Genomic DNA, 18,219 nt, shown 5'->3' with positions numbered 1-18,219 from the left:
CGTGTACGAGGGCATCGTCCAAGAACTCATCGACGAACTCGGCCGGCTTCCGGGCATCGGGCCGAAGTCGGCGCAGCGCATCGCGTTCCACATCGTGCAGACCGAGCAGTTCGACGTGAGCCGGCTCGCCGAGATCCTGTCCGAGGTGCGCACGAAGGTGCGCTTCTGCGAGATCTGCGGCAACGTCTCCGAGCAGCAGACGTGCGGCATCTGCCGTGATCCCCGTCGTGACCCGGCGCTCATCTGCGTCGTCGAGGAGGCGAAAGACGTCGTCGCCATCGAGCGCACACGCGAGTTCCGGGGCCTGTACCACGTGCTCGGTGGCGCGATCAGCCCGATCGACGGCATCGGCCCCGACGAGCTCCGCATCCGGCAGCTCATGCAGCGCCTCGCCGACGGCACCGTCACCGAGGTCATCATCGCGACCGACCCGAACCTCGAGGGCGAGGCCACGGCGACCTACCTCAGCCGGCTGCTGACCACGCTCGAGATCCGGGTCACGCGGCTCGCGTCCGGCCTGCCCGTCGGTGGCGACCTCGAATACGCCGACGAGGTCACCCTCGGGCGCGCGTTCGAGGGCCGTCGGGTGGTCGGCTGACGCCGGCGATCGGCCTCCTGCAGCGCAGACACGCGGTCCGTGCGGCTTGACGCACGGCCGCGAGGCGAGTGGACTGGGGTCATGTCCGCCAGTCGAGGTGCCGAGTGGGTCGCGGGCTACGTCGCGGCCTGGCAGTCGAACGACCCCGCCGACATCGGAGCCCTGTTCACCGACGACGCGGTGTACCGCACCAGCCCCGACTCGCCGCCGCGGGTCGGTCGGGACGCCATCGTCGCCGGATGGCTCGAAGACCTCGACGAGCCCGGCACCTGGGCGTTCGACTGGAGCATCGCGCACGAACGCGACGACCTCCTGCTCGTGCAGGGGCGAACCGTCTACCCGGCCGCCAAGGACTACGTGAACCTCTGGATCGTCCGACTCGAACCCGACGGCCGCGCCACGGAATTCACCGAGTGGTACATGCCTCGAGACCACAAGGGCTGATCGCCCGCACGGCCACGGTCACGGTCACGGTCACGGTCACGGCCCGATGGCCGACCGCGCCGGCACGCGGCATCCGTCAGCGCAGCACCTCGATGAGCACGACCCAGGCCAGCATGATCGCGGAGGCGATCGCCACGATCGCGCCGATCGCGAGTAGCCAGAGTCCTGCCGTCGTCACGCCCGCGACGAGCAGGATCGCGCCCGCGAGGTAGACGAGCACGGGGAGCAGGGCCGCCGCGGACTTCGCCAGCCGCTCGCGGACGCTGCCGCGGTGCACCTCGTCGCGGAGGATGGTGCGCACCGCATGCACGGCGAATCCCGCGACGACGGCCGCCGCGACGAGCACCTCGAGCCCGAATGCCCACGCCGGCTGGCCCGGGGCGAGTGCGAGCGCCGTGACCGCGATCGCGAGCACGAGCGTCGAGATCGACGCCGCGGCCCGGGCGGGAAGGGTGCCGGACTTCATGATCGTGCCGATGTTCACCGACATCGCGACGATGAGCAGGCCGGCCAGTGCGGCGGTCGCGCCGAGCATGGCCACGTTGAACTCGGACCACTGATCCAGCGCCTCGGACATGCCCGCACTCTAGCGGAGCGGCATCCGACGATCGAAGGTGGCCGGGGCGATACGCCCCGGGCCACCTTCGATACCGACCCGGCATCCGGCGCCGATCGGCGCCGGACGGCTCCGTCTACGGGATGGTCACGCTCGTCGTGACGGTGCGCGTGTTGCCCGCGAGATCGGTCACCGCGGCGCGCGCGGTGTAGACCCCGGGGGCCAGGCCTGCCGGCAGCGCCCAGTCGCCCGTCCACTCGGTCGCCCCGATCGGCGTAGCAGCAGGCGTGGAGCCGATCGCCTTGAGCAGCTTCGCGTTGGCCGCGTCGTAGAGGTTCACTGCGGCGCGACGCAGGCCGGAGGCATCCGTTGCCGTGAGCGCGACCCGTCCGTCGGAGACGGTGACGGCCAGTTCGGGTCGGGTGTTGTCGACCACCACGCCGACCTTCAGTTCGTCGCGCAGTCCGTTCCGGCTCTTGGCGGAGAACACGAAGGTGTACGCGCCGTCCGCGAGCGCACTGAAGTCGACCGCGGGCAGGGTGAGGGCGTCGGTCTCCGGAGCCCAGGCGTAGCCCTTCACGGACGGGACCTGCGTGCCGGCCGCCGTGTAGAGCTGGGCGTGGAACGCCTCGAGGTCCTCGCCCGTGACCGTCATCGTGACGTCGGCCTTGCCGCGCAGGAGCGCGCCGGGAGCGATGGAGGCACTGATCGACGGCGCGACCGCGGCATCCGCGTGGATCTCGGGAGCGTCGACCGCCCAGTACCCGTTGTTCCCGCCGTCGGAGAGGCGCCAGCCGATCCGCACCCGGCCGACGTCGCCCGCGGGGGCGACCGTCGAGAGCGACACGGGCTGGTCGATCTCGAACAGCAGGCCCTGCGACGCGTCGCGGCTCCACAGCACCTGGCTGGTGCCGTCATCGAACTCTGCGACGACTTCGGCGTGCTGGGCGTCCTTCGTCGACTGCCGGTAGTGCTGGAGGAACGAGACGTCCACGGTGCCGCCGGGGCGCACTGCCTGCCACGGCGAGTACAGCGTCGAGTCGAACCGCGAGCCGCCCGCTGCGGGGTCGCCCAGGTCGTTCCACTCGTCGGGGTCGGCGACCGCGATCACGTCGCGGGCCCGCACGAACGATCCGCGGCCCTGACCCTCCTCGCTCGAGGCCCAGAACTCGCCGTCCATGAACGACCAGCCGCGGTACTCGGTCACGCCGACGGTCGGCGTCCGTTCGTCGATCTCCCAGCCGGTCGGCGCCTGCTTCGTCCACCCGATCGTGTCGGCCGGCTTGGCAGGCTCGTCGACGACGCCCTGGAGCTGCGCTGCGACGGTGTCGAACGGGTCGGATGACGGCGTCCCGATCGGTACGCCCTCGAGGCCCCATGCCGGGTCGATCTCGACGCCGAGGTGCTCGAGTGCGGTCGGGGCGATGTCGACCTGACGCCACTGGCGCGTCGCCGTGCCCGTGGCCGGCACGTCGCCGCCAGAGGCCAGAGTCCAGATCATCCGGGTGAGGTGCTGGTCGCCGCCGTGACCGTAGCCCGTGAAGCCGTGGTCGGTGGAGGCGAGGATCAGCCAGTCCTCGTCGGACGCCGCCTCGCGCGCTTCGATCGCGTCGACGAGCTGCCCGACCTGTCGGTCGAGTTTCTCGATCGTCGCCTTGTACTGCGGCGACTCGGCCGTGTACGCGTGACCCGTGGCATCGCCGTTGTGGAGGTAGACGACCATCGCGTCGGGGTCGCGGGTACCGAGCACCTCGACGGCGTCCGCGACGCTCTGCTCGTCGGTCGCCGCGGCGGAGGCGCCGGTCTGCTGCATCTTCACGTCGGGGCGGAGGATGAGGTGGTCGTTCAGCGGCTTCCAGTCGGCGGTCGAGAACGTCGAGAAGCCGGGGTTCACCTCTTCGAGCCGGGTGAGGAGGTCTGGGTAGGCCTCGATGTTCGGGTTCGTGAAGTTGTTGTCGGGGGAGTGGTGCTTGTCCACCCAGACACCGGAGAGGAGGTTCGCGTGGCCGTGCCCGGACACCGTCGGGCCGAGCGCGTTGTCCTGCATGAACCCGACGCCGATCTGGCCCTTCGCCGCGAGGGCGTCGATGTTCGGCGTCGCGTACTCGCGGAGCTTGTCGTAGCGAACGCCGTCGAAGTCGATGAACAGCACCTTGCGCGAGCTGATGCCGTCGGGCACGTCGGAGGGCTGCGGGCCGGGGTCGGGCAGGGGGGACTCGGCACCGGCACGCGGTGCGGCGTCGACGCTCACGTCGTCGACGGCCCAGTACCAGTCGTTGGTCGCCTTCTCGATGACCCAGCTCAGCTTCATCGAGGCGGCGCCCTGCGGCACGGCGACGGGTTGGGTCAGCGTTCGGTTCTGGAGGTAGACCTGGTCGCCGAGCACCGCGGTCGAGTACTCGAACAGGCGCTGCGGCGCCCCACCGTCGAACGAGACGTCGAGAGCGGCCACCTGCGGGCCGGTCTGCCGGTAGTTCGAGTCGAAGTTCACGTGCACGGTCGAACCGCCGGCCACGGCGATCGCGGGCGAGGTCAGGGTGCTCGCGTACAGCTGCTCGCCGGGGGTGTTGCCGTCGTCCCATTCGTCGTTGTCGGCGACCGCGATCACGCCGGAGCCCTTGGAGAAGTCCTCTCGGCCCTGGCCGCCCTGCGCCGCCGCCCAGAACGCCGGGGTCGCGAAGGTCCAGCCGCGCCACTCGCTCTTGCCCTTGGCGCCCATGGACGCGTCGTTCGTCACGGTCCAGCCGGATGGCGCGGTCGGCGTCCATCCGAGCGTGCTGCTCGGGATGTGCGTCTCGTGGACCGAGGGCCCGAGCGCGGGAGTGAGCGCATCGAAGTCCTCGGTGAACGACGACGCGGCGAGCGGCGCAGCGTCGGCCTCGTCGTCCTCGTGGGCGACGGCGGGCAGGGCGGGCAGCAGGAGCGCGACGCTCAGGCAGCCGGCCGAGACCGCGACTGCGCGGTGTCTTCTTCGCACGGGTGGTTCCTCTCTTCGTCGGGAATCCGAACCTGTCAGGCGGAGGTGGGGGATCGGGCCACGCGAAGGCGACGCGGAGGTGAAGTCCTTACGACGTGGTGGGGAAGTTGAGCGGACAACTCGGTTCCGCCCGACGTGCGCGTCGGGCCCGAGTCACTGGGGCGGGCCGCCGTCACATTGCGAGCGGCGTATACGCGCCGCCGTATGATGGGGGTTCCGGCGTTCCGAGGTGCATTCCGGCGCCATTCCTACCCCCTTGGAGACCACGTGAGCTTGATCGTGCAGAAGTTCGGCGGGTCCTCCGTCGCCGACGCGGAGAGCATCAAGCGCGTGGCCAAGCGCATCGTCGAGACCCGCAAGGCGGGCAACGACGTGGTCGTGGCCGTCTCCGCGATGGGCGACACGACCGACGAACTGCTCGATCTCGCCAACGAGGTCTCGCCGCTTCCGGCGCCGCGCGAGCTCGACATGCTCCTCTCCGCGGGCGAGCGCATCTCGATGGCGCTGCTCGCGATGGCGATCAAGAGCATGGGCCACGAGGCGCGCTCCTTCACGGGCAGCCAGGCCGGCATGATCACGGATGCCACGCACGGCGCTGCCCGCATCGTCGACGTCACCCCGGTGCGCCTCCGCGAGGCGCTCGACGAGGGCGCAGTCGTCATCGTCGCGGGGTTCCAGGGCTTCAGTCGCGAGTCGCGCGACATCACCACGCTCGGCCGCGGCGGGAGCGACACGACCGCCGTCGCCCTCGCGGCCGCGCTGAACGCCGACGTGTGCGAGATCTACACCGACGTCGATGGCGTGTTCACCTCCGACCCGCGCATGGTCAAGCGTGCGCACAAGCTCGACCGCGTGACGAGCGAGGAGATGCTCGAGCTCGCGGCATCCGGGGCCAAGGTCCTGCACATCCGTGCGGTCGAGTACGCGCGCCGCCACGGCGTGACCCTGCACGTGCGTTCGTCGTTCAACAACAACGAGGGGACCATCGTCTACGACCCCTCGCGTCTTCCCGAAGGAGCAGCTGTGGAAGAGTCCGTCATCGCCGGAGTCGCGGTCGATCTGTCCGAAGCGAAGATCACCGTCGTGGGCGTGCCCGACAAGCCGGGCGTCGCGGCGAAGATCTTCAAGATCGTCGCGAACACCAACGCCAACGTCGACGTCATCGTGCAGAACGTGTCGGCGGCCACCACGGGGCGCACCGACATCTCGTTCACGCTGCCCAAGGCCGACGGAGAGAAGGCGCTGACCGCCCTCGCCAACGCGAAGGAGATCGGCTTCGAGTCGCTGCAGTACGACGACCAGATCGGCAAGCTGTCGCTCGTCGGCAACGCGATGCGCAGCGCGACGGGCGTCTCGGCGAAGCTCTTCGAGGCGCTCTACGAGGCCGGCATCAACATCGAGATGATCTCCACGAGCGAGATCCGCATCTCGGTCGTGACCCGCGCCGACAGCGTCGCCGATGCGGCGCGCGCGGTGCACACGGCCTTCGACCTCGACTCCGACGTCGACGCGGTCGTGCACGGCGGCACCGGCCGCTGAGCGCACTCGGCCGAGCGCACTCGGCCGAGCACGGGGTCGCCCGGCGGGCGAGCGGATGCAGCGACATCCGCTCGACTGCCGCAGATGGGGCCGAACCTGCCAGAACAGGACGATTTCTCGGATTCCGTCCTGAACCGGCATCGGAGTCCTGCACACTGGAATGACAGTCGTACGGGCGCGGTGGCACCGCAGCCCGCAGAGATGGGAAAACGCATGGCACAGGGAGTGAACATCGGCGTCGTCGGCGCCACCGGTCAGGTCGGCGCGGTCGTCCGGCGCCTGCTCGAGGAGCGCGACTTCCCGGTCGCGTCCATCCGCTACTTCGCCTCGGCGCGGTCGGCGGGCTCGACGCTGCCGTGGAAGGGCGAGGACATCGTCATCGAGGACGCCTCGACGGCCGATCCGACCGGCCTCGACGTGGCGATCTTCTCGGCGGGCGCGACGCTCTCCAAGGCGCAGGCGCCGCGGTTCGCCGCGGCCGGCGTCACGGTCGTCGACAACTCGAGCGGCTGGCGCATGGACCCCGAGGTCCCGCTCGTCGTCAGCGAGGTCAACCCGCACGCGATCGACGAGGCCGTGAAGGGCATCATCGCGAACCCGAACTGCACCACGATGGCGGCCATGCCCGTGCTGAAGGTGCTGCACGACGAGGCCGGCCTCGAGCGACTCATGATCTCGACGTACCAGGCCGTGTCCGGCGCGGGGCTCGCGGGCGGCGAGGAGCTGCTCGAGCAGGCGCGTGCCGCGGTCGCGCAGGACGCCATCCAGCTCGTGCACGACGGCCGCGCCGTCGAGTTCCCCGAGGCGCAGAAGTTCCCGCGCACGATCGCGTTCGACGTGATCCCGCTCGCCGGCTCGATCGTCGACGACGGCGACCTCGAGACCGACGAGGAGAAGAAGCTCCGCAACGAGAGCCGCAAGATCCTCGAGCTCCCGGGCCTCCGCGTCGCGGGCACGTGCGTGCGCGTGCCGGTCTTCACCGGGCACTCGCTGTCGATCCACGCCGAGTTCGCGAACCCGATCACGCCCGAGCGCGCCACCGAGCTGCTGTCGGATGCCCCGGGCGTCGCCCTCAGCGACGTGCCCACGCCGCTCCAGGCAGCCGGCACCGACCCGAGCTACGTCGGTCGCATCCGCCAGGACCAGTCGGCGGCCGACGGCAAGGGCCTCGTGCTCTTCGTCTCGAACGACAACCTGCGCAAGGGCGCGGCCCTGAACGCCGTGCAGATCGCCGAGCTCATCGCCGCGAAGCTGCCCGCGGCGGTCTGAGCCCGCTCCAACGTGAACGGCCGGTCCTTCGGGGCCGGCCGTTCGTCGTTGCCGGTGGCTGATTCCGGGCAGGGCCCCGGGCACGCCACCACCGGCCCCGGCATCCGCCGGACCGGCGCCGCACCGGCCCCCGGCATCCGCCGGACCGATGCCGCGCGGGCGTCGAGATCCCCCCGGTGAATACACTGGCGCCATGAGGATCGCTCGACTCGACACCGTGGAGCGCGTGTTCCTCGTGCTGGCCGCCGTGGTCGCGATCGTCCTGGCCGCGGTTGCGATCGTCGAGGTCGCTCGCCTGCCGACCGGCACGATCTTCGTCGCCCTGCTCTTCATCGCCTCGATCGCGGCCGCCTCGGCGTTCCGGGTGCCGGTCGGCACGACCGCCGAGATGCCGAGCTTCGGCGGTGCGGTCGCCCTGCTCGTGCTCGTCGCGGGGGTCGTCGACCCGTTCGCAGCCGCGGGCGTGTACGCCATCGGCGTCTTCGCGGGCTACGCGATCACGTTGCGCCGGCCAGGACTGGCGCTCTACGCGGCGGGTCTCGGGGCGACGGCGGCGCTCGCGTTCCTCCTCGTGTTCGAGGCGGTCATCCGGGCGGGCGTGCTCCCGATCGCGGCCGCAGTCGCCGCGGCGACCGCCTACATCGTGACGCTCCTCGCGATCGAGTTCGGTCGTCGGAGCGGGCGCTGGGGCAGGGACGGCGGCGTCGGCGTCTCGGGCCTGCGGCCGATCGCGCTGCTTCGGCTCTGGGGCCTGGTCGTCGCGGCATCCGTGCTGCTGATCCTGCTGTCGACGTCGGTCGCCGACGCCTCGACGCTGAGCCGGGACGCCGCCCTCGCGGGCCTGCTCGCGGTCACCGTGGCCGCGGTGTTCGTCGTGCTCGCGCTCGCGGCTCGCCTCCGCACGCTCGCGCGCCAATTGAGGATCGTCCTCGGCGCCGCGATCCGCTTGCCATGGGACGACGTCGACGACGTCGACGCGATGCTGATCGACCTCGTGCGCGACGCCGCGGGCGCCGACGAGGTCACGATCGGGGCCGTCGCAGGGGAGCGACGCGACATCGACGCCGTGCTCTCCGACGACGGGAGTCGCCGCCTCGTGGCGCGTCGAGTGGTGAACGCGCCCGCGTTCGACGAAGGCGACCGACGGATCGTCGCCGCGCTCGTGCACATCCAGCGGCTCGTGGTGCGCTCGAGGGCCGACCTCCGCGACCTGCGACGACGCGCCCGTACCGACGGGCTCACGGGGCTCTCGAACTACCGCACGTTCCACGAGAACCTCTCGGCGCTGAACGCCGGTCGGGGCTTCGACGATGCGATGGCCGTGCTCTACGTCGACCTCGACGACTTCAAGCCGCTCAACGACCGTCACGGCCACGGCTTCGGCGACGAGGTGCTCACCCACGTCGTACGGCGCATCGTCGACTCGGTGCGACCGAGCGACCTCGTCGCGAGGGTCGGCGGCGACGAGTTCGCGATCATCCTCTCCCAGCTCTCGTCGCTCGGGCAGGCGGAGCTGATCGCGGAGCGAATCCTCGAGAACACCGCGCGCCCGCTGGAGATCGACGGCGTGCGGATCACGCCGCGCCTCAGCGTCGGACTCGCGTACTCCGAGCACCGCGAGGAGGACGTCTCCCGGCTCGTCGACGACGCCGACCGCACGATGCTGGCGGTGAAGCGCACGGCGAAGGAACGGGGCAAGGAACGCCGCAAGGGCAACCTCGGCGTCTCGAAGCATCGCTCCGCGCACCTCAACGACCTCGTCGCACGGGCGGTCGCGGAGCAGTCGTACACGATCGCCTACCAGCCGATCGTCAGCCTGGTCGATCAGCGCATCTGGGCGTTCGAGGCCCTCGTGCGCGTCGGCGACGACGTGGCCGGCGACCTCGCACCTTCGGAGTTCGTCCGTGCGGTGGAGCGGCTCGGGCTCCTCGACGAGTTCACCCGATCCATTACGAGGACTGCGCTCGAGCAGACCCGGGAGTTCCGCTCGATCACCGCCGAGGTCTCCTGCGTGACCGTGAACGTCGAGGCGCAGCAGGTGCTGCCGGAACGGCTCGGCGACTTCTTCGTCGAGATCGCGCGGGAGTTCGACGACGTCACGCTCTGCCTCGAGCTCAACGAGCGCTCGGTCGCGAGCGTGAGCGACCTGCTCCGGGACCAGGCCGAACGACTGCGCAGCCACGGCATCCTCATCGCGCTCGACGACTACGGTGCCGCCGACTCCAGCGTCGACGCGCTGGTGCGCATTCCGATGGACATCCTGAAGATCGACCGGAGCCTCATCAGCGACCTCTCCGACGTGCGCCTCGTCGAGGGCATCCGCTCGCTCCAGAGCTTCGGCGACCACGTCGACTACGCGCTCGTCGTCGAGGGGGTCGAGGATGCCGCGGCCGTGAGCGTGCTCGCCGGTCTCGGCGTCCGCAGCGCCCAGGGCTTCCTGTTCGGGCGGCCTGCCTCGGCGGAGGAGACGGTCGCGCGGCTCCGGCGCACGGGACCGGTCGCGGTCACTCCTCCGTGACGATGTCGGCGGCGTCGACCGCCGCCCACGGGGAGCTGTCGGGGTCGACCTCCGACTCGCGCGGGCTGTCGCCCTGCGTCCACCACTTCGCCTCGTACGGCAGGCCGTCGAAGAGCACCCGATCGCCCTGGTTGTAGATGACGTCACCCGCCCACTCCGGGTACGTGCCGGGCGGCACCGTCGGCACGGGAACCGGCGTCTCGCCGGGCAGCACCGGGCCGATCAGCGTCCACGGGGTCTCGGACTCCTGGAGCACGGGGTTGTCGGGCAGGTCGCCCTTCGTCCACCACTTCGCCTCGTAGACGTTCTGCCGCCAGACGACCTTCGATCCGGCGCGATACGACGTGTCCTCGTTCCAGATCGGGTACGGGCTGGTCGCCGGGTCGTCCGTCGGCACGGGCGGGAGCGATTCGGGTGCCGTGGTCGCGCCGACGCCCGAGAGCGGCAGGCCGTCGAGGTCGGCGCCGAGCACCCCGGCGAAGGTCAGGTCGCCTTGGTCGACCCCGCTGCACGAATCCGAGACGCGCTGCAGGTCGTCGTAGTTGGGGCCGCAGGTGACGTCGCGGTTCAGCGACCACATCGAGGTGCGCCCGACGCCCTCCTGCAGCACGAACGCGTTCACGGTCGAGGCGTCGTCGAGGGTGAAGACCTCGTCGACATCGTCGTTCTGGCCGATCATCGGCGTGACGCCGACCTTGCTCCAGAGCGTCGCGTCGGTGAGCGGCGTGTCGGCGCGGTCGTAGAGCACGCCCAGCTGGCGATGGGTCGACTGCAGGGCGTCGACGGACGCGTCGCCCATCGACTGCGCCTCGGGCTTGCTGTCGCCGAAGTTCATGGTCATCACGTTGAGGCCCGCGAGGTCGACGCCCGCGGCGAGCATGGTCTCCACGAGGGCGGTGCCGTCGGGGGTGAGGCCGTCGGGCGTGACCGGCAGCGTGAGCCACACGTCGACGGGCGAGCCGGCCGCGGCGCCCCGCGCCTGCACCTGTGCCACGGCGTCGGCGCGACGTTCGACGGACGCGGTGTCGGTGAGTGCGTCGCCCTCGATGTCGAGGTCGAGACCGGACGTGTCGTAGCGATCGAGCACCGCGGCGTACGCGTCGGCGAGGCGGGCCTCGTCGGTGCACGCGACCGCGAGCTCGTCGTTCAGGGCGCCGCCGAACGAGACGAGCACCTCGCCGCCCTGCTGCTGCACGCGCGCGACGCGACGATCGAGGTCGAGCGTCGTGTCGGCCTCGTCGAGGGAGTACGCCCCGCCCCAGGACGGCTCGCAGGGGTCGCCGGGATCGGCGACGACGAACGAGAGCACGACGTCGCGATCGGCATCGCTCCGCGGCTGCTCGAACGGGAAGAACGGCGTCGCGGTGACGTCGACGTATGCGGCGAACCACGGCTCGCTGGTCTCGGTGCGGCTGTCCTCGAACCAGCGCCAGCCCTGGAAGCCGGCGAAGACGAGGGCGGCGATCACGCCGACGAGCACGGTGAGGCGCAGCGGCGAGACGTGGCGTCCGGGGAATCGCTTCGACATGGCCCTCGCAGGGTTCGGTGTGACGAACGGCAGCGGGCAGCCGTCCGCACCATGCTCGAGCCCCCTGTCGTATCCTACAGACGTTGCTTTCGCAACGGTTACGGGGGGCCGGATGACCGACGAACAGCAGCTTCCGCGAGCTCGGAAGCGCCAATGGGGGGCCGAGCGGCGCTCGGAGCCGATGTCGATCGTGCACGCGCGACCGAGCGTCGCGAAGATCGCGTGGGGGCGCGTCGCGATCGTGCTCACGGTCGTGTTCTGGATCATCTACGTCGTGACGACGATCATCCGCGAGTTCATCGAGGAACCGGGCGGCTTCCGGTTCACGATGGAGGCGATCGGATACCTCGTCGTCGTCAGCTTCCTGACGTTCTCGGCCTCGATGTACCTGCTCGCCCGGCAGGGCGCGCTGTACCGGTTCCGCGATCATCGCCGGGTGCCCCGGGCCGAGCTGGACCGCCACTTCCGCGAGCACGCCGGCGGCATCACGGTGCTCGTGCCCTCCTACGCCGAGGAGCCGGGCGTCGTGCGCGGCACGCTCTGGTCGGCCGCGCTCCAGGAGTACGCGGACCTCCGCGTCGTGCTGCTCGTCGACGACCCCGTGGTCCCGGCATCCGAAGACGACCGTGCCCGCCTCGCGGCGACGCTCGCCCTGCCCGGTCAGATCGAGCAGGCCCTGCGCGGCCCCGCCCTGCACTTCGCCGAGGCGCGCGAGGCGTTCGAGCGCAGCATCCGCTCGGGTGGTTCGGTGACGCCCGCCCACCTCGCGGCGCTCGCCGACGACTACGAGTCCGCCGCCGTCTGGCTCGAGACCATGGCCGACGAGGAACCGGTGGTCGACCACGTCGACGAGTTCTTCGTCGACCAGGTGCTCATGGGCCTGGCGTCGGAGCTCCGGCTGAGCCTGCTCGCCCTGCGCGCGGCGATCGACCAGTCGGCGCTGCCCGACGCCGACCGCATGCTCGAACTGCACCTCAGGCTCGAGCGCATCTTCTCGGTGAAGGCGTCGTCGTTCCAGCGCAAGCGCTACGCGTCGCTCTCGCACGAGGCGAACAAGGCGATGAACCTCAACGCGTACATCGGGCTCATGGGCCGCGGCTGGCGCACCGAGGAGTCCGCCGGCGGCACGCTGCTGCGCCGTGAGGACGACCCGGCGCTCGCCGACCTGTACGTGCCCGACACGACGTACCTGCTCACGCTCGACGCCGACTCGCTGCTGCTGCGCGACTACTGCGTGCGCCTCGTGTACTTCCTCGAGGAGCCGGGCAACGAGCGCGTCGCGGTGACGCAGACGCCGTACTCGTCGTTCCGCGGCGCGCCCACCCGCATCGAGCGCATCGCGGGCGCGACGACCGACCTGCAGCACATCCTGCACCAGGGCATGAGCTACTACGGCGCCACCTTCTGGGTCGGCGCGAATGCCGTGATCCGCAAGCGCGCCATCGAGGACATCGTCGAGATCGAGACCGTCGGCGGCTTCGAGATCGCGACCTACATCCAGGACCGCACGGTCATCGAGGACACCGAGTCGAGCATCGACCTCGGCGCCCACGGGTGGACGCTCATCAACTACCCCGAACGGCTCAGCTACTCGGCGACGCCGCCCGACTTCGGCTCACTCGTGGTGCAGCGCCGCCGGTGGGCGAACGGCGGCCTGCTCATCATGCCGAAGCTGTGGAAGCAGGCGCGAGACCGCCGGTTCCGCAGCGAGCGCATCCTCGTGCGCGAGATGTGGTTGCGCACGAACTACATGGCCTCGATCGCGTGGGCGAGCTTCGGCCTGTTGTTCCTGCTGGCGTATCCGTACGACAGCCGGCTGCTCTCGCCGGTCGTGTTCCTCGCCGCGCTGCCGTACTTCATCGCGATGTCCAGCGACCTGCACTACTGCGGTCATCGGTACTCCGACGTGTTCCGCATCTACGGGTTCAACCTGGTGCTGCTGCCGGTCAACCTCGCGGGCGTGCTGAAGTCGATGCAGCAGGCGCTCACGGGCGAGAAGATCCCGTTCGTGCGCACGCCGAAGGTCAAGGACCGCACGGCCGCGCCCGCGATCTACATCGTCATCCCGTACCTGATCGTCGCGTTCTCACTGCTCACGCTGTGGCGCGACGTGCTCGCGCAGAACTGGGGCAACGCGGCGTTCGCGGCCTTCAACGCGGTACTCGCCTTCTACGCGATCCGCGCGTACATCGGCATCCGCAACTCGTTCGTCGACATCTGGCTGGGGTTGCTCAACTGGCTGTACGTGCCCGATCGCGCGAAGGCGAAGGCGAAGGCCGCGGCGGATGTCGCCGGGCCGGCCGCCGATGCCGCCCCGAAGCCGGTCGACTGGGAGGGCATCCTCTACCACGGCGACCGGCGCCTGAACCGGGACCTGCGCCGCGACCACGATCGTCGGCGGCGAGCGGCCGGGCGCCAGGGCTGACGGCCGAGCCGACGGCAGGTCTGCCGGCCGAACGGTGCGAGCGGATGCCGCGGGCGATGCGCCGCGGCATCCGCTCGGCCCCTTGGGCGGACCTTCGGGGCTAGGCCTGCGGGATCGCCGCGACCACGTCGATCTCGACGAGGATGTTCGCGAGGCGCGAGCCGACCGTGGTGCGCACGGGGTACGGCTCGGTGAAGAACTCGGCGTACGCGACGTTGTACTCGGCGAAGTCGGCGAGGTCCTCGAGGTGCGCGGTGACCTTCACGACGTCGTCGAACGTGAGGCCGTACTCGGCCAGCACGGCACCGATGTTGCGCAGCACCTGGCGGGTCTGCTCGGCGGCGCCGCCCTCGACGACGAGGCCCGTGGCCGGGTCCTGCGGGCCGAAGCCGGCGGTGTACAGGAAGCCGTTGGCGACGACCCCGTGGCTGTACGGGCCGGCGGGCTTGGGGGCGTTCGACAGGGTGACGGCGGTCTTGGACATGGTTCCTCCAGGTGGGGTTTCGGTGGTTCGGTGGTGGACGGCGGTGGGTGGCGGTGACCGGTGGCGGCGAACGGTGGCGGGCCGGTCAGGAGATCTCGGCCGAGATGGCGGCGGCGGCCTCGCGCAGGGCGGGCAGGAAGGTCTTCAGCCGGTCGAGGTCGGCGACGACGCGCACGGCGGTGACCGAGATCGCGCCGACGACGCCGAGCGGGCTGTCGATGGGCACCGCGAGGCAGTTGACGTACGGCTCGAACTCGCGGTCGTCGGTCGCCCACCCACGGGCGCGCACCCGCGCGAGTTCGTCGTCGAGCCGCTCGCGCGTGGTGATCGTGAGGTCGGTGAAGCGTTCCCAGGTGACGCCGTCGAGCACGGCGTCGCGGCGGGGCTCGTCGAGGTTCGCGAGGATCGCCTTGCCGACGGCCGAGCAGTACGGGATCACGGCCTTGCCGATGCGCGAGTACATGCGCACGCCCGACTCGTCCTCGGCCTTGTCGACGTAGACGATCGAGCGGTCCATGAGGGCGGCGAGGTGCACGGTGTTGCCGGTGCGGCGCTGCAGCCGGCGCACGTGCTCGCCGCCCGCCTCGCGCAGGTCGAGCGAGTCGAGCGCCTCCTTCGAGAGCACGGCGAGCCGGGTGCCGAGGCTGTAGCGGCCGGTGCTGCGCCGGCGCACCCAGCCGACCTCCTCGAGGGCCTGCAACTCGCGGAACATCGTCGAACGGTGCAGGCCGAACACCTCGGCCAGTTCGGCGACCGTGCGGGGGTCGGCGGCGATCGCGTCGATGATGTGCGCGGCACGCGTGACGGACTGCGACATGTCAGGCCTCCTTCGGCGCGGCCGTGGCGACGGCGGCCGCGGTCGGGCGAGCCGGGCGATTCGGGGCAGCCGAGCGACTCGGGTGATCCGAACGGCGGATGCCGCGGCCGGGCGTCGCCCCGGTCAGCCAGCCGCCCTCGAGCACGGGCACGCCGGCGACGAGCACGTCGTCGATGCCCTCGGCGAGGGCGAGCGGGTCGTCGTAGGTCGCGCGATCGGCGACGCGCGCGGGGTCGACGAGCGCGAGGTCCGCGACGGCGCCGGCGCGCACGCGGCCGCGATCGCCGAGGCGGAAGCGGTCGGCGGCGCGCGTCGAGACGAGGGCCGCGGCATCCGACCAGGAGAGGGCACCGCGTTCGGCGACGAGCAGGCGCAGGTACCGAGCGAACGAGCCTCGCGCCCGCGGGTGCGGGTGGGCGCCGATGAAGATGCCGTCGGATCCGCCCAGCGCGCGAGGGTGGGCGAGGATCGCGGCGAGGTCGGCGTCGTCGCGGGTGTAGCGCACCGCCATGACGACGTTGACCTCGAGCCGCGATGCGGCCAGCACGTCGAGCGCGAACTCGGCGGCGCTCGTGCCCGCCCGAACCGCGGCGGCGCCGATCGTGAGCCCGTGCGCCCAGTCGTAGGCGGGCGCGGCGACGTGCGCGAGGGTCAGCATCTCGGGCCAGTCGGGGCCGAGGCTCGGGTAGTCGACGATGGTCGGGAACCACTCGTCGAGCAGGCGCCGGCGTTCGGCCGGGTCGGTGATGACGCCCAGCACCTCGGCGGTCGGGCGCACGGTGAGCCAGGCGGGCAGCACGGGCATCGCGAGGATCGAGCAGCCGCGCGTGTACGGGTACGCGTCGAAGCTCGCATCGACGCCGGATGCCGCGAGCCGCCCCATGAGGTCGTGCACGATCGGCGGCTCGGCGTGGAAATGCGACACGTGCACGGCGACGCCCGCGTGCCGCGCGATGGCCTCGATCTCGGCGATGCCCGCCGCCGAGTTCGCCTCGTAGCCGCCGCGCATGTGCGACACGTACACGCCGCCGGCCGCCGCGACGGGTTCGGCGAGGCGGGCGAGCTCGTCGGTCGCGGCGAAGACGCCCGGCACGTAGTCGAGCCCCGTCGAGAGGCCGAGCGCGCCCTCGGCGAGGCCGTCGGCCACGAGCGCGCGCATCGCGTCGAGCTCGGCGGGGCCCGCGGCATCCGTCGACCGCCCGCAGACGAGGTCGCGCACGGTGCCCGCGGGCACGAGCAGGCCCTGGTTCACCGCGGCTGTGCCGTCGTACGACGCGAGGAGCGAGCGGATGCCGCCGCCATCGTAGCCCGGATGCGAGCCGTTGATCGCGGCGAAGTACTCGCTCGCGTAGCCGCCGTCGCCGGGGGCGTACGAGACGCCGTCCTGACCGCCGATGACCGTGGTCACGCCCTGGCGGAGGAGGGCGAGCTGCACGTCGTCGTCGAAGATCCGGCCGTCGGCGTGCGCATGGGCGTCGACGAAGCCGGGGAGCAGGAGGCGCCCGCCGCCGTCGACGACCTGTGCGGCGTCGGTGTCGGGCGTCGTGCCGCGCAGCTCGATACGCGCGATGCGCTCGCCGACCACGACGACGTCGACGGGCTCGGCGAGTTCGGCGCCGGCACCCGAGTCGCCGTCGACGGGGACGACGTCGCGGAGGATGCGCACGTCGCCCGACATCAGAAGAACGTCCGCACGAGGTCGACGACGAGGTCGCTGCCCGCGCGCTCGACGACGGGCAGCCAGCGGCGCTTGTCGAAGGCCGTGCACGGGTGCGAGAGGCCGAGCGAGACGACGTCGCCGACCTCGACGGGCAGGGACTCGCCGGGCTCGTCGGCGCGGAGGAACGCGTGCTGGTCGTTCAGCGCCGTGACGGATGCCGCGGCGAGCTCGCGTGCGTCCTCGCCACGGGTCGCTGCTCCGGTGAGGGCCGCGGCGACGCCGAGCGGCACGGGCAGCCCCTCGTCGTACGGGAAGTCGCGCTTGCCGCCGTCGAGCAGCGCGAGGCCGGGCTCGGGGTGGGAGACGACGCGGGCGTAGCCGCGCATGGCCGGCTCGAGCAGGTCGTCGAGGGGCGAGATGCCGCGGTAGAACCCGTGGTCGTGCAGCAGGGACGCGCCGGAGCGCAGGATCCATCGTGTGCGGCGGCCGGCCGCGGCATCCGCTTGGATCGCGGGGGCGAAGGCCTCGGCGACGAGGTCGAGGTAGGCGCTGCCCCCCGCGCTCACGATGATGTCGTCTGCGGCGGTCCTTCCGGGGGTGAGGAGCTCCCGGTCGAGCAGCAGGTCGCGGAGGGCGACGAGATCTGCGAGGTAGCCGCGCACGGCGGCCAGCGCCGACGGCGAGCGGTCGTGGCCGAGGCTGCCCTCGTAGCCTGCGACGCCCACGAGCCGCAGCGCGGGCGAGTCGATGACGCGCTGCGCCAGCTCGACGGCCTGTTCGAGCGTGCGGGCGCCCGTGCGACCGCCGGGCGCACCGAGTTCGACGAGCACGTCGATCCGGCGGGGGAGCGGGGTGTCCGTGCCGGGCAGGACTTCGGCCAGCCCTCGCTCCATGGCGTCGACCGTGGCGATCGAGTCGACCCAGCAGCGGAACGAGAAGTCGGGGTCGGCCAGCTCCCCGGCGACGAAGGCGAGCGCGCTCGGCGCCACGATGGCGTTCGCGAGCATGATGCTCGACACGCCGAACGAGCGTGCGGTGCGCACCTGCCCCGGGGTCGCGAGGGTGAGGCCGGTCGCGCCCATCTCGAGCTGCAGGTTCCAGAGGGCGGGCGCCATCGTCGTCTTGCCGTGCGGCATGAGTTCCATGCCCTTCGACTCGGCCCATGCCTGGATCGTCGCCGCGTTGATTCGCATCGCGTCGGCGTCGAGCACCGTCAGCGGCGTCCAGAACTCGCCGAGGCGGGGCGCCGTCGTGAGGAACTCGCGCACGGTCAGGCCGGCGGCGCGCGCCGGCACGCCGGTGTCAGCGGGCGAGAGCACCTCGTCGGCGAGGTCGTCGATTCGGCGTGGCATCCGCTGCTCCTCGGGGTTCTCGCGTTGTTCTCGCGCGCTTCGTCGTGCATCT

At 71.4% G+C, this 18,219-nt stretch carries 13 protein-coding genes; 6 read left to right on the top strand and 7 right to left on the bottom strand.

The window, feature by feature from the left end; translation table 11 throughout:
* The first annotated feature begins 1 nt into the window (after window position 1).
* Both recR and ACR3IO_RS05230 read left to right on the top strand, forming a co-directional pair.
* Window positions 2–598 (top strand): recombination mediator RecR, encoded by a 597-nt coding sequence (gene recR / locus ACR3IO_RS05235; RefSeq protein WP_434070118.1) that lies wholly within the window; start codon window positions 2–4, stop codon window positions 596–598.
* Window positions 599–679: 81 nt separating this feature from the next.
* Window positions 680–1,042: a YybH family protein gene (locus ACR3IO_RS05230; protein ID WP_434070117.1), complete on the top strand. Its 363-nt coding sequence runs from the start codon at window positions 680–682 to the stop codon at window positions 1,040–1,042.
* Between the two features lie 76 nt (window positions 1,043–1,118).
* On the opposite strand, the gene ACR3IO_RS05225 is transcribed toward ACR3IO_RS05230, so the two are convergent.
* Window positions 1,119–1,619, bottom strand: a complete 501-nt coding sequence (locus ACR3IO_RS05225) for a hypothetical protein (RefSeq protein WP_434070116.1) — start codon at window positions 1,617–1,619, stop codon at window positions 1,119–1,121.
* Between the two features lie 115 nt (window positions 1,620–1,734).
* Window positions 1,735–4,575, bottom strand: coding sequence for an alkaline phosphatase family protein (locus ACR3IO_RS05220; protein WP_434070115.1), 2,841 nt, complete (start codon window positions 4,573–4,575; stop codon window positions 1,735–1,737).
* Between the two features lie 267 nt (window positions 4,576–4,842).
* On the opposite strand from ACR3IO_RS05220, the gene ACR3IO_RS05215 reads away from it, so the two are divergent.
* The 3 genes from ACR3IO_RS05215 (at window position 4,843) to ACR3IO_RS05205 (ending at window position 9,901) form a co-directional block, all read left to right on the top strand.
* Window positions 4,843–6,114: an aspartate kinase gene (locus ACR3IO_RS05215; RefSeq protein WP_434070114.1), complete on the top strand. Its 1,272-nt coding sequence runs from the start codon at window positions 4,843–4,845 to the stop codon at window positions 6,112–6,114.
* Window positions 6,115–6,327: 213 nt separating this feature from the next.
* Complete coding sequence (locus ACR3IO_RS05210) at window positions 6,328–7,383, top strand: aspartate-semialdehyde dehydrogenase (protein ID WP_434070113.1); 1,056 nt, start codon at window positions 6,328–6,330, stop codon at window positions 7,381–7,383.
* 193 nt (window positions 7,384–7,576) lie between these two features.
* Window positions 7,577–9,901 carry an EAL domain-containing protein gene (locus ACR3IO_RS05205; RefSeq protein ID WP_434070112.1) on the top strand — a complete coding sequence of 775 codons (2,325 nt, stop codon included), beginning with the start codon at window positions 7,577–7,579 and terminating at the stop codon, window positions 9,899–9,901.
* Here the strand turns inward: ACR3IO_RS05205 and ACR3IO_RS05200 are convergent.
* Window positions 9,888–11,429: a chitinase gene (locus ACR3IO_RS05200; protein ID WP_434070111.1), complete on the bottom strand. Its 1,542-nt coding sequence runs from the start codon at window positions 11,427–11,429 to the stop codon at window positions 9,888–9,890. The genes ACR3IO_RS05205 and ACR3IO_RS05200 overlap by 14 nt on opposite strands.
* A 112-nt stretch (window positions 11,430–11,541) precedes the next feature.
* On the opposite strand from ACR3IO_RS05200, the gene ACR3IO_RS05195 reads away from it, so the two are divergent.
* Window positions 11,542–13,854, top strand: a complete 2,313-nt coding sequence (locus ACR3IO_RS05195; protein WP_434070110.1) for a glycosyltransferase family 2 protein — start codon at window positions 11,542–11,544, stop codon at window positions 13,852–13,854.
* Between the two features lie 100 nt (window positions 13,855–13,954).
* Here ACR3IO_RS05195 and ACR3IO_RS05190 read toward each other — a convergent pair whose 3' ends face one another.
* The 4 genes from ACR3IO_RS05190 to ACR3IO_RS05175 form a co-directional block, all read right to left on the bottom strand.
* Window positions 13,955–14,338, bottom strand: a complete 384-nt coding sequence (locus tag ACR3IO_RS05190) for a RidA family protein (RefSeq protein ID WP_434070109.1) — start codon at window positions 14,336–14,338, stop codon at window positions 13,955–13,957.
* Between the two features lie 85 nt (window positions 14,339–14,423).
* Window positions 14,424–15,155, bottom strand: a complete 732-nt coding sequence (locus tag ACR3IO_RS05185) for an IclR family transcriptional regulator (RefSeq protein WP_434070108.1) — start codon at window positions 15,153–15,155, stop codon at window positions 14,424–14,426.
* Window position 15,156: 1 nt separating this feature from the next.
* Window positions 15,157–16,833: an N-acyl-D-amino-acid deacylase family protein gene (locus tag ACR3IO_RS05180; RefSeq protein WP_434070107.1), complete on the bottom strand. Its 1,677-nt coding sequence runs from the start codon at window positions 16,831–16,833 to the stop codon at window positions 15,157–15,159.
* Complete coding sequence (locus ACR3IO_RS05175; protein ID WP_434070106.1) at window positions 16,833–18,167, bottom strand: alanine racemase; 1,335 nt, start codon at window positions 18,165–18,167, stop codon at window positions 16,833–16,835. The genes ACR3IO_RS05180 and ACR3IO_RS05175 overlap by 1 nt, the downstream gene beginning before the upstream one ends.
* Window positions 18,168–18,219 lie beyond the last annotated feature (52 nt).

The organism is Agromyces sp. Marseille-Q5079, assembly GCF_051016555.1.
GTDB lineage: Bacteria > Actinomycetota > Actinomycetes > Actinomycetales > Microbacteriaceae > Agromyces.
This window is presented reverse-complemented; position numbering and strand designations above follow the sequence as displayed.

Bases quoted from the DNA above. Each gene is read 5' to 3' on its own strand.
- ACR3IO_RS05180 (WP_434070107.1), bottom strand. From the start codon at position 16,833: ATGTCGGGCGACGTGCGCATCCTCCGCGACGTCGTCCCCGTCGACGGC.
- ACR3IO_RS05230 (WP_434070117.1), top strand. From the start codon at position 680: ATGTCCGCCAGTCGAGGTGCCGAGTGGGTCGCGGGCTACGTCGCGGCC.
- ACR3IO_RS05190 (WP_434070109.1), bottom strand. From the start codon at position 14,338: ATGTCCAAGACCGCCGTCACCCTGTCGAACGCCCCCAAGCCCGCCGGC.
- ACR3IO_RS05195 (WP_434070110.1), top strand. From the start codon at position 11,542: ATGACCGACGAACAGCAGCTTCCGCGAGCTCGGAAGCGCCAATGGGGG.
- ACR3IO_RS05205 (WP_434070112.1), top strand. From the start codon at position 7,577: ATGAGGATCGCTCGACTCGACACCGTGGAGCGCGTGTTCCTCGTGCTG.
- ACR3IO_RS05225 (WP_434070116.1), bottom strand. From the start codon at position 1,619: ATGTCCGAGGCGCTGGATCAGTGGTCCGAGTTCAACGTGGCCATGCTC.
- ACR3IO_RS05175 (WP_434070106.1), bottom strand. From the start codon at position 18,167: ATGCCACGCCGAATCGACGACCTCGCCGACGAGGTGCTCTCGCCCGCT.
- ACR3IO_RS05210 (WP_434070113.1), top strand. From the start codon at position 6,328: ATGGCACAGGGAGTGAACATCGGCGTCGTCGGCGCCACCGGTCAGGTC.
- ACR3IO_RS05185 (WP_434070108.1), bottom strand. From the start codon at position 15,155: ATGTCGCAGTCCGTCACGCGTGCCGCGCACATCATCGACGCGATCGCC.
- ACR3IO_RS05200 (WP_434070111.1), bottom strand. From the start codon at position 11,429: ATGTCGAAGCGATTCCCCGGACGCCACGTCTCGCCGCTGCGCCTCACC.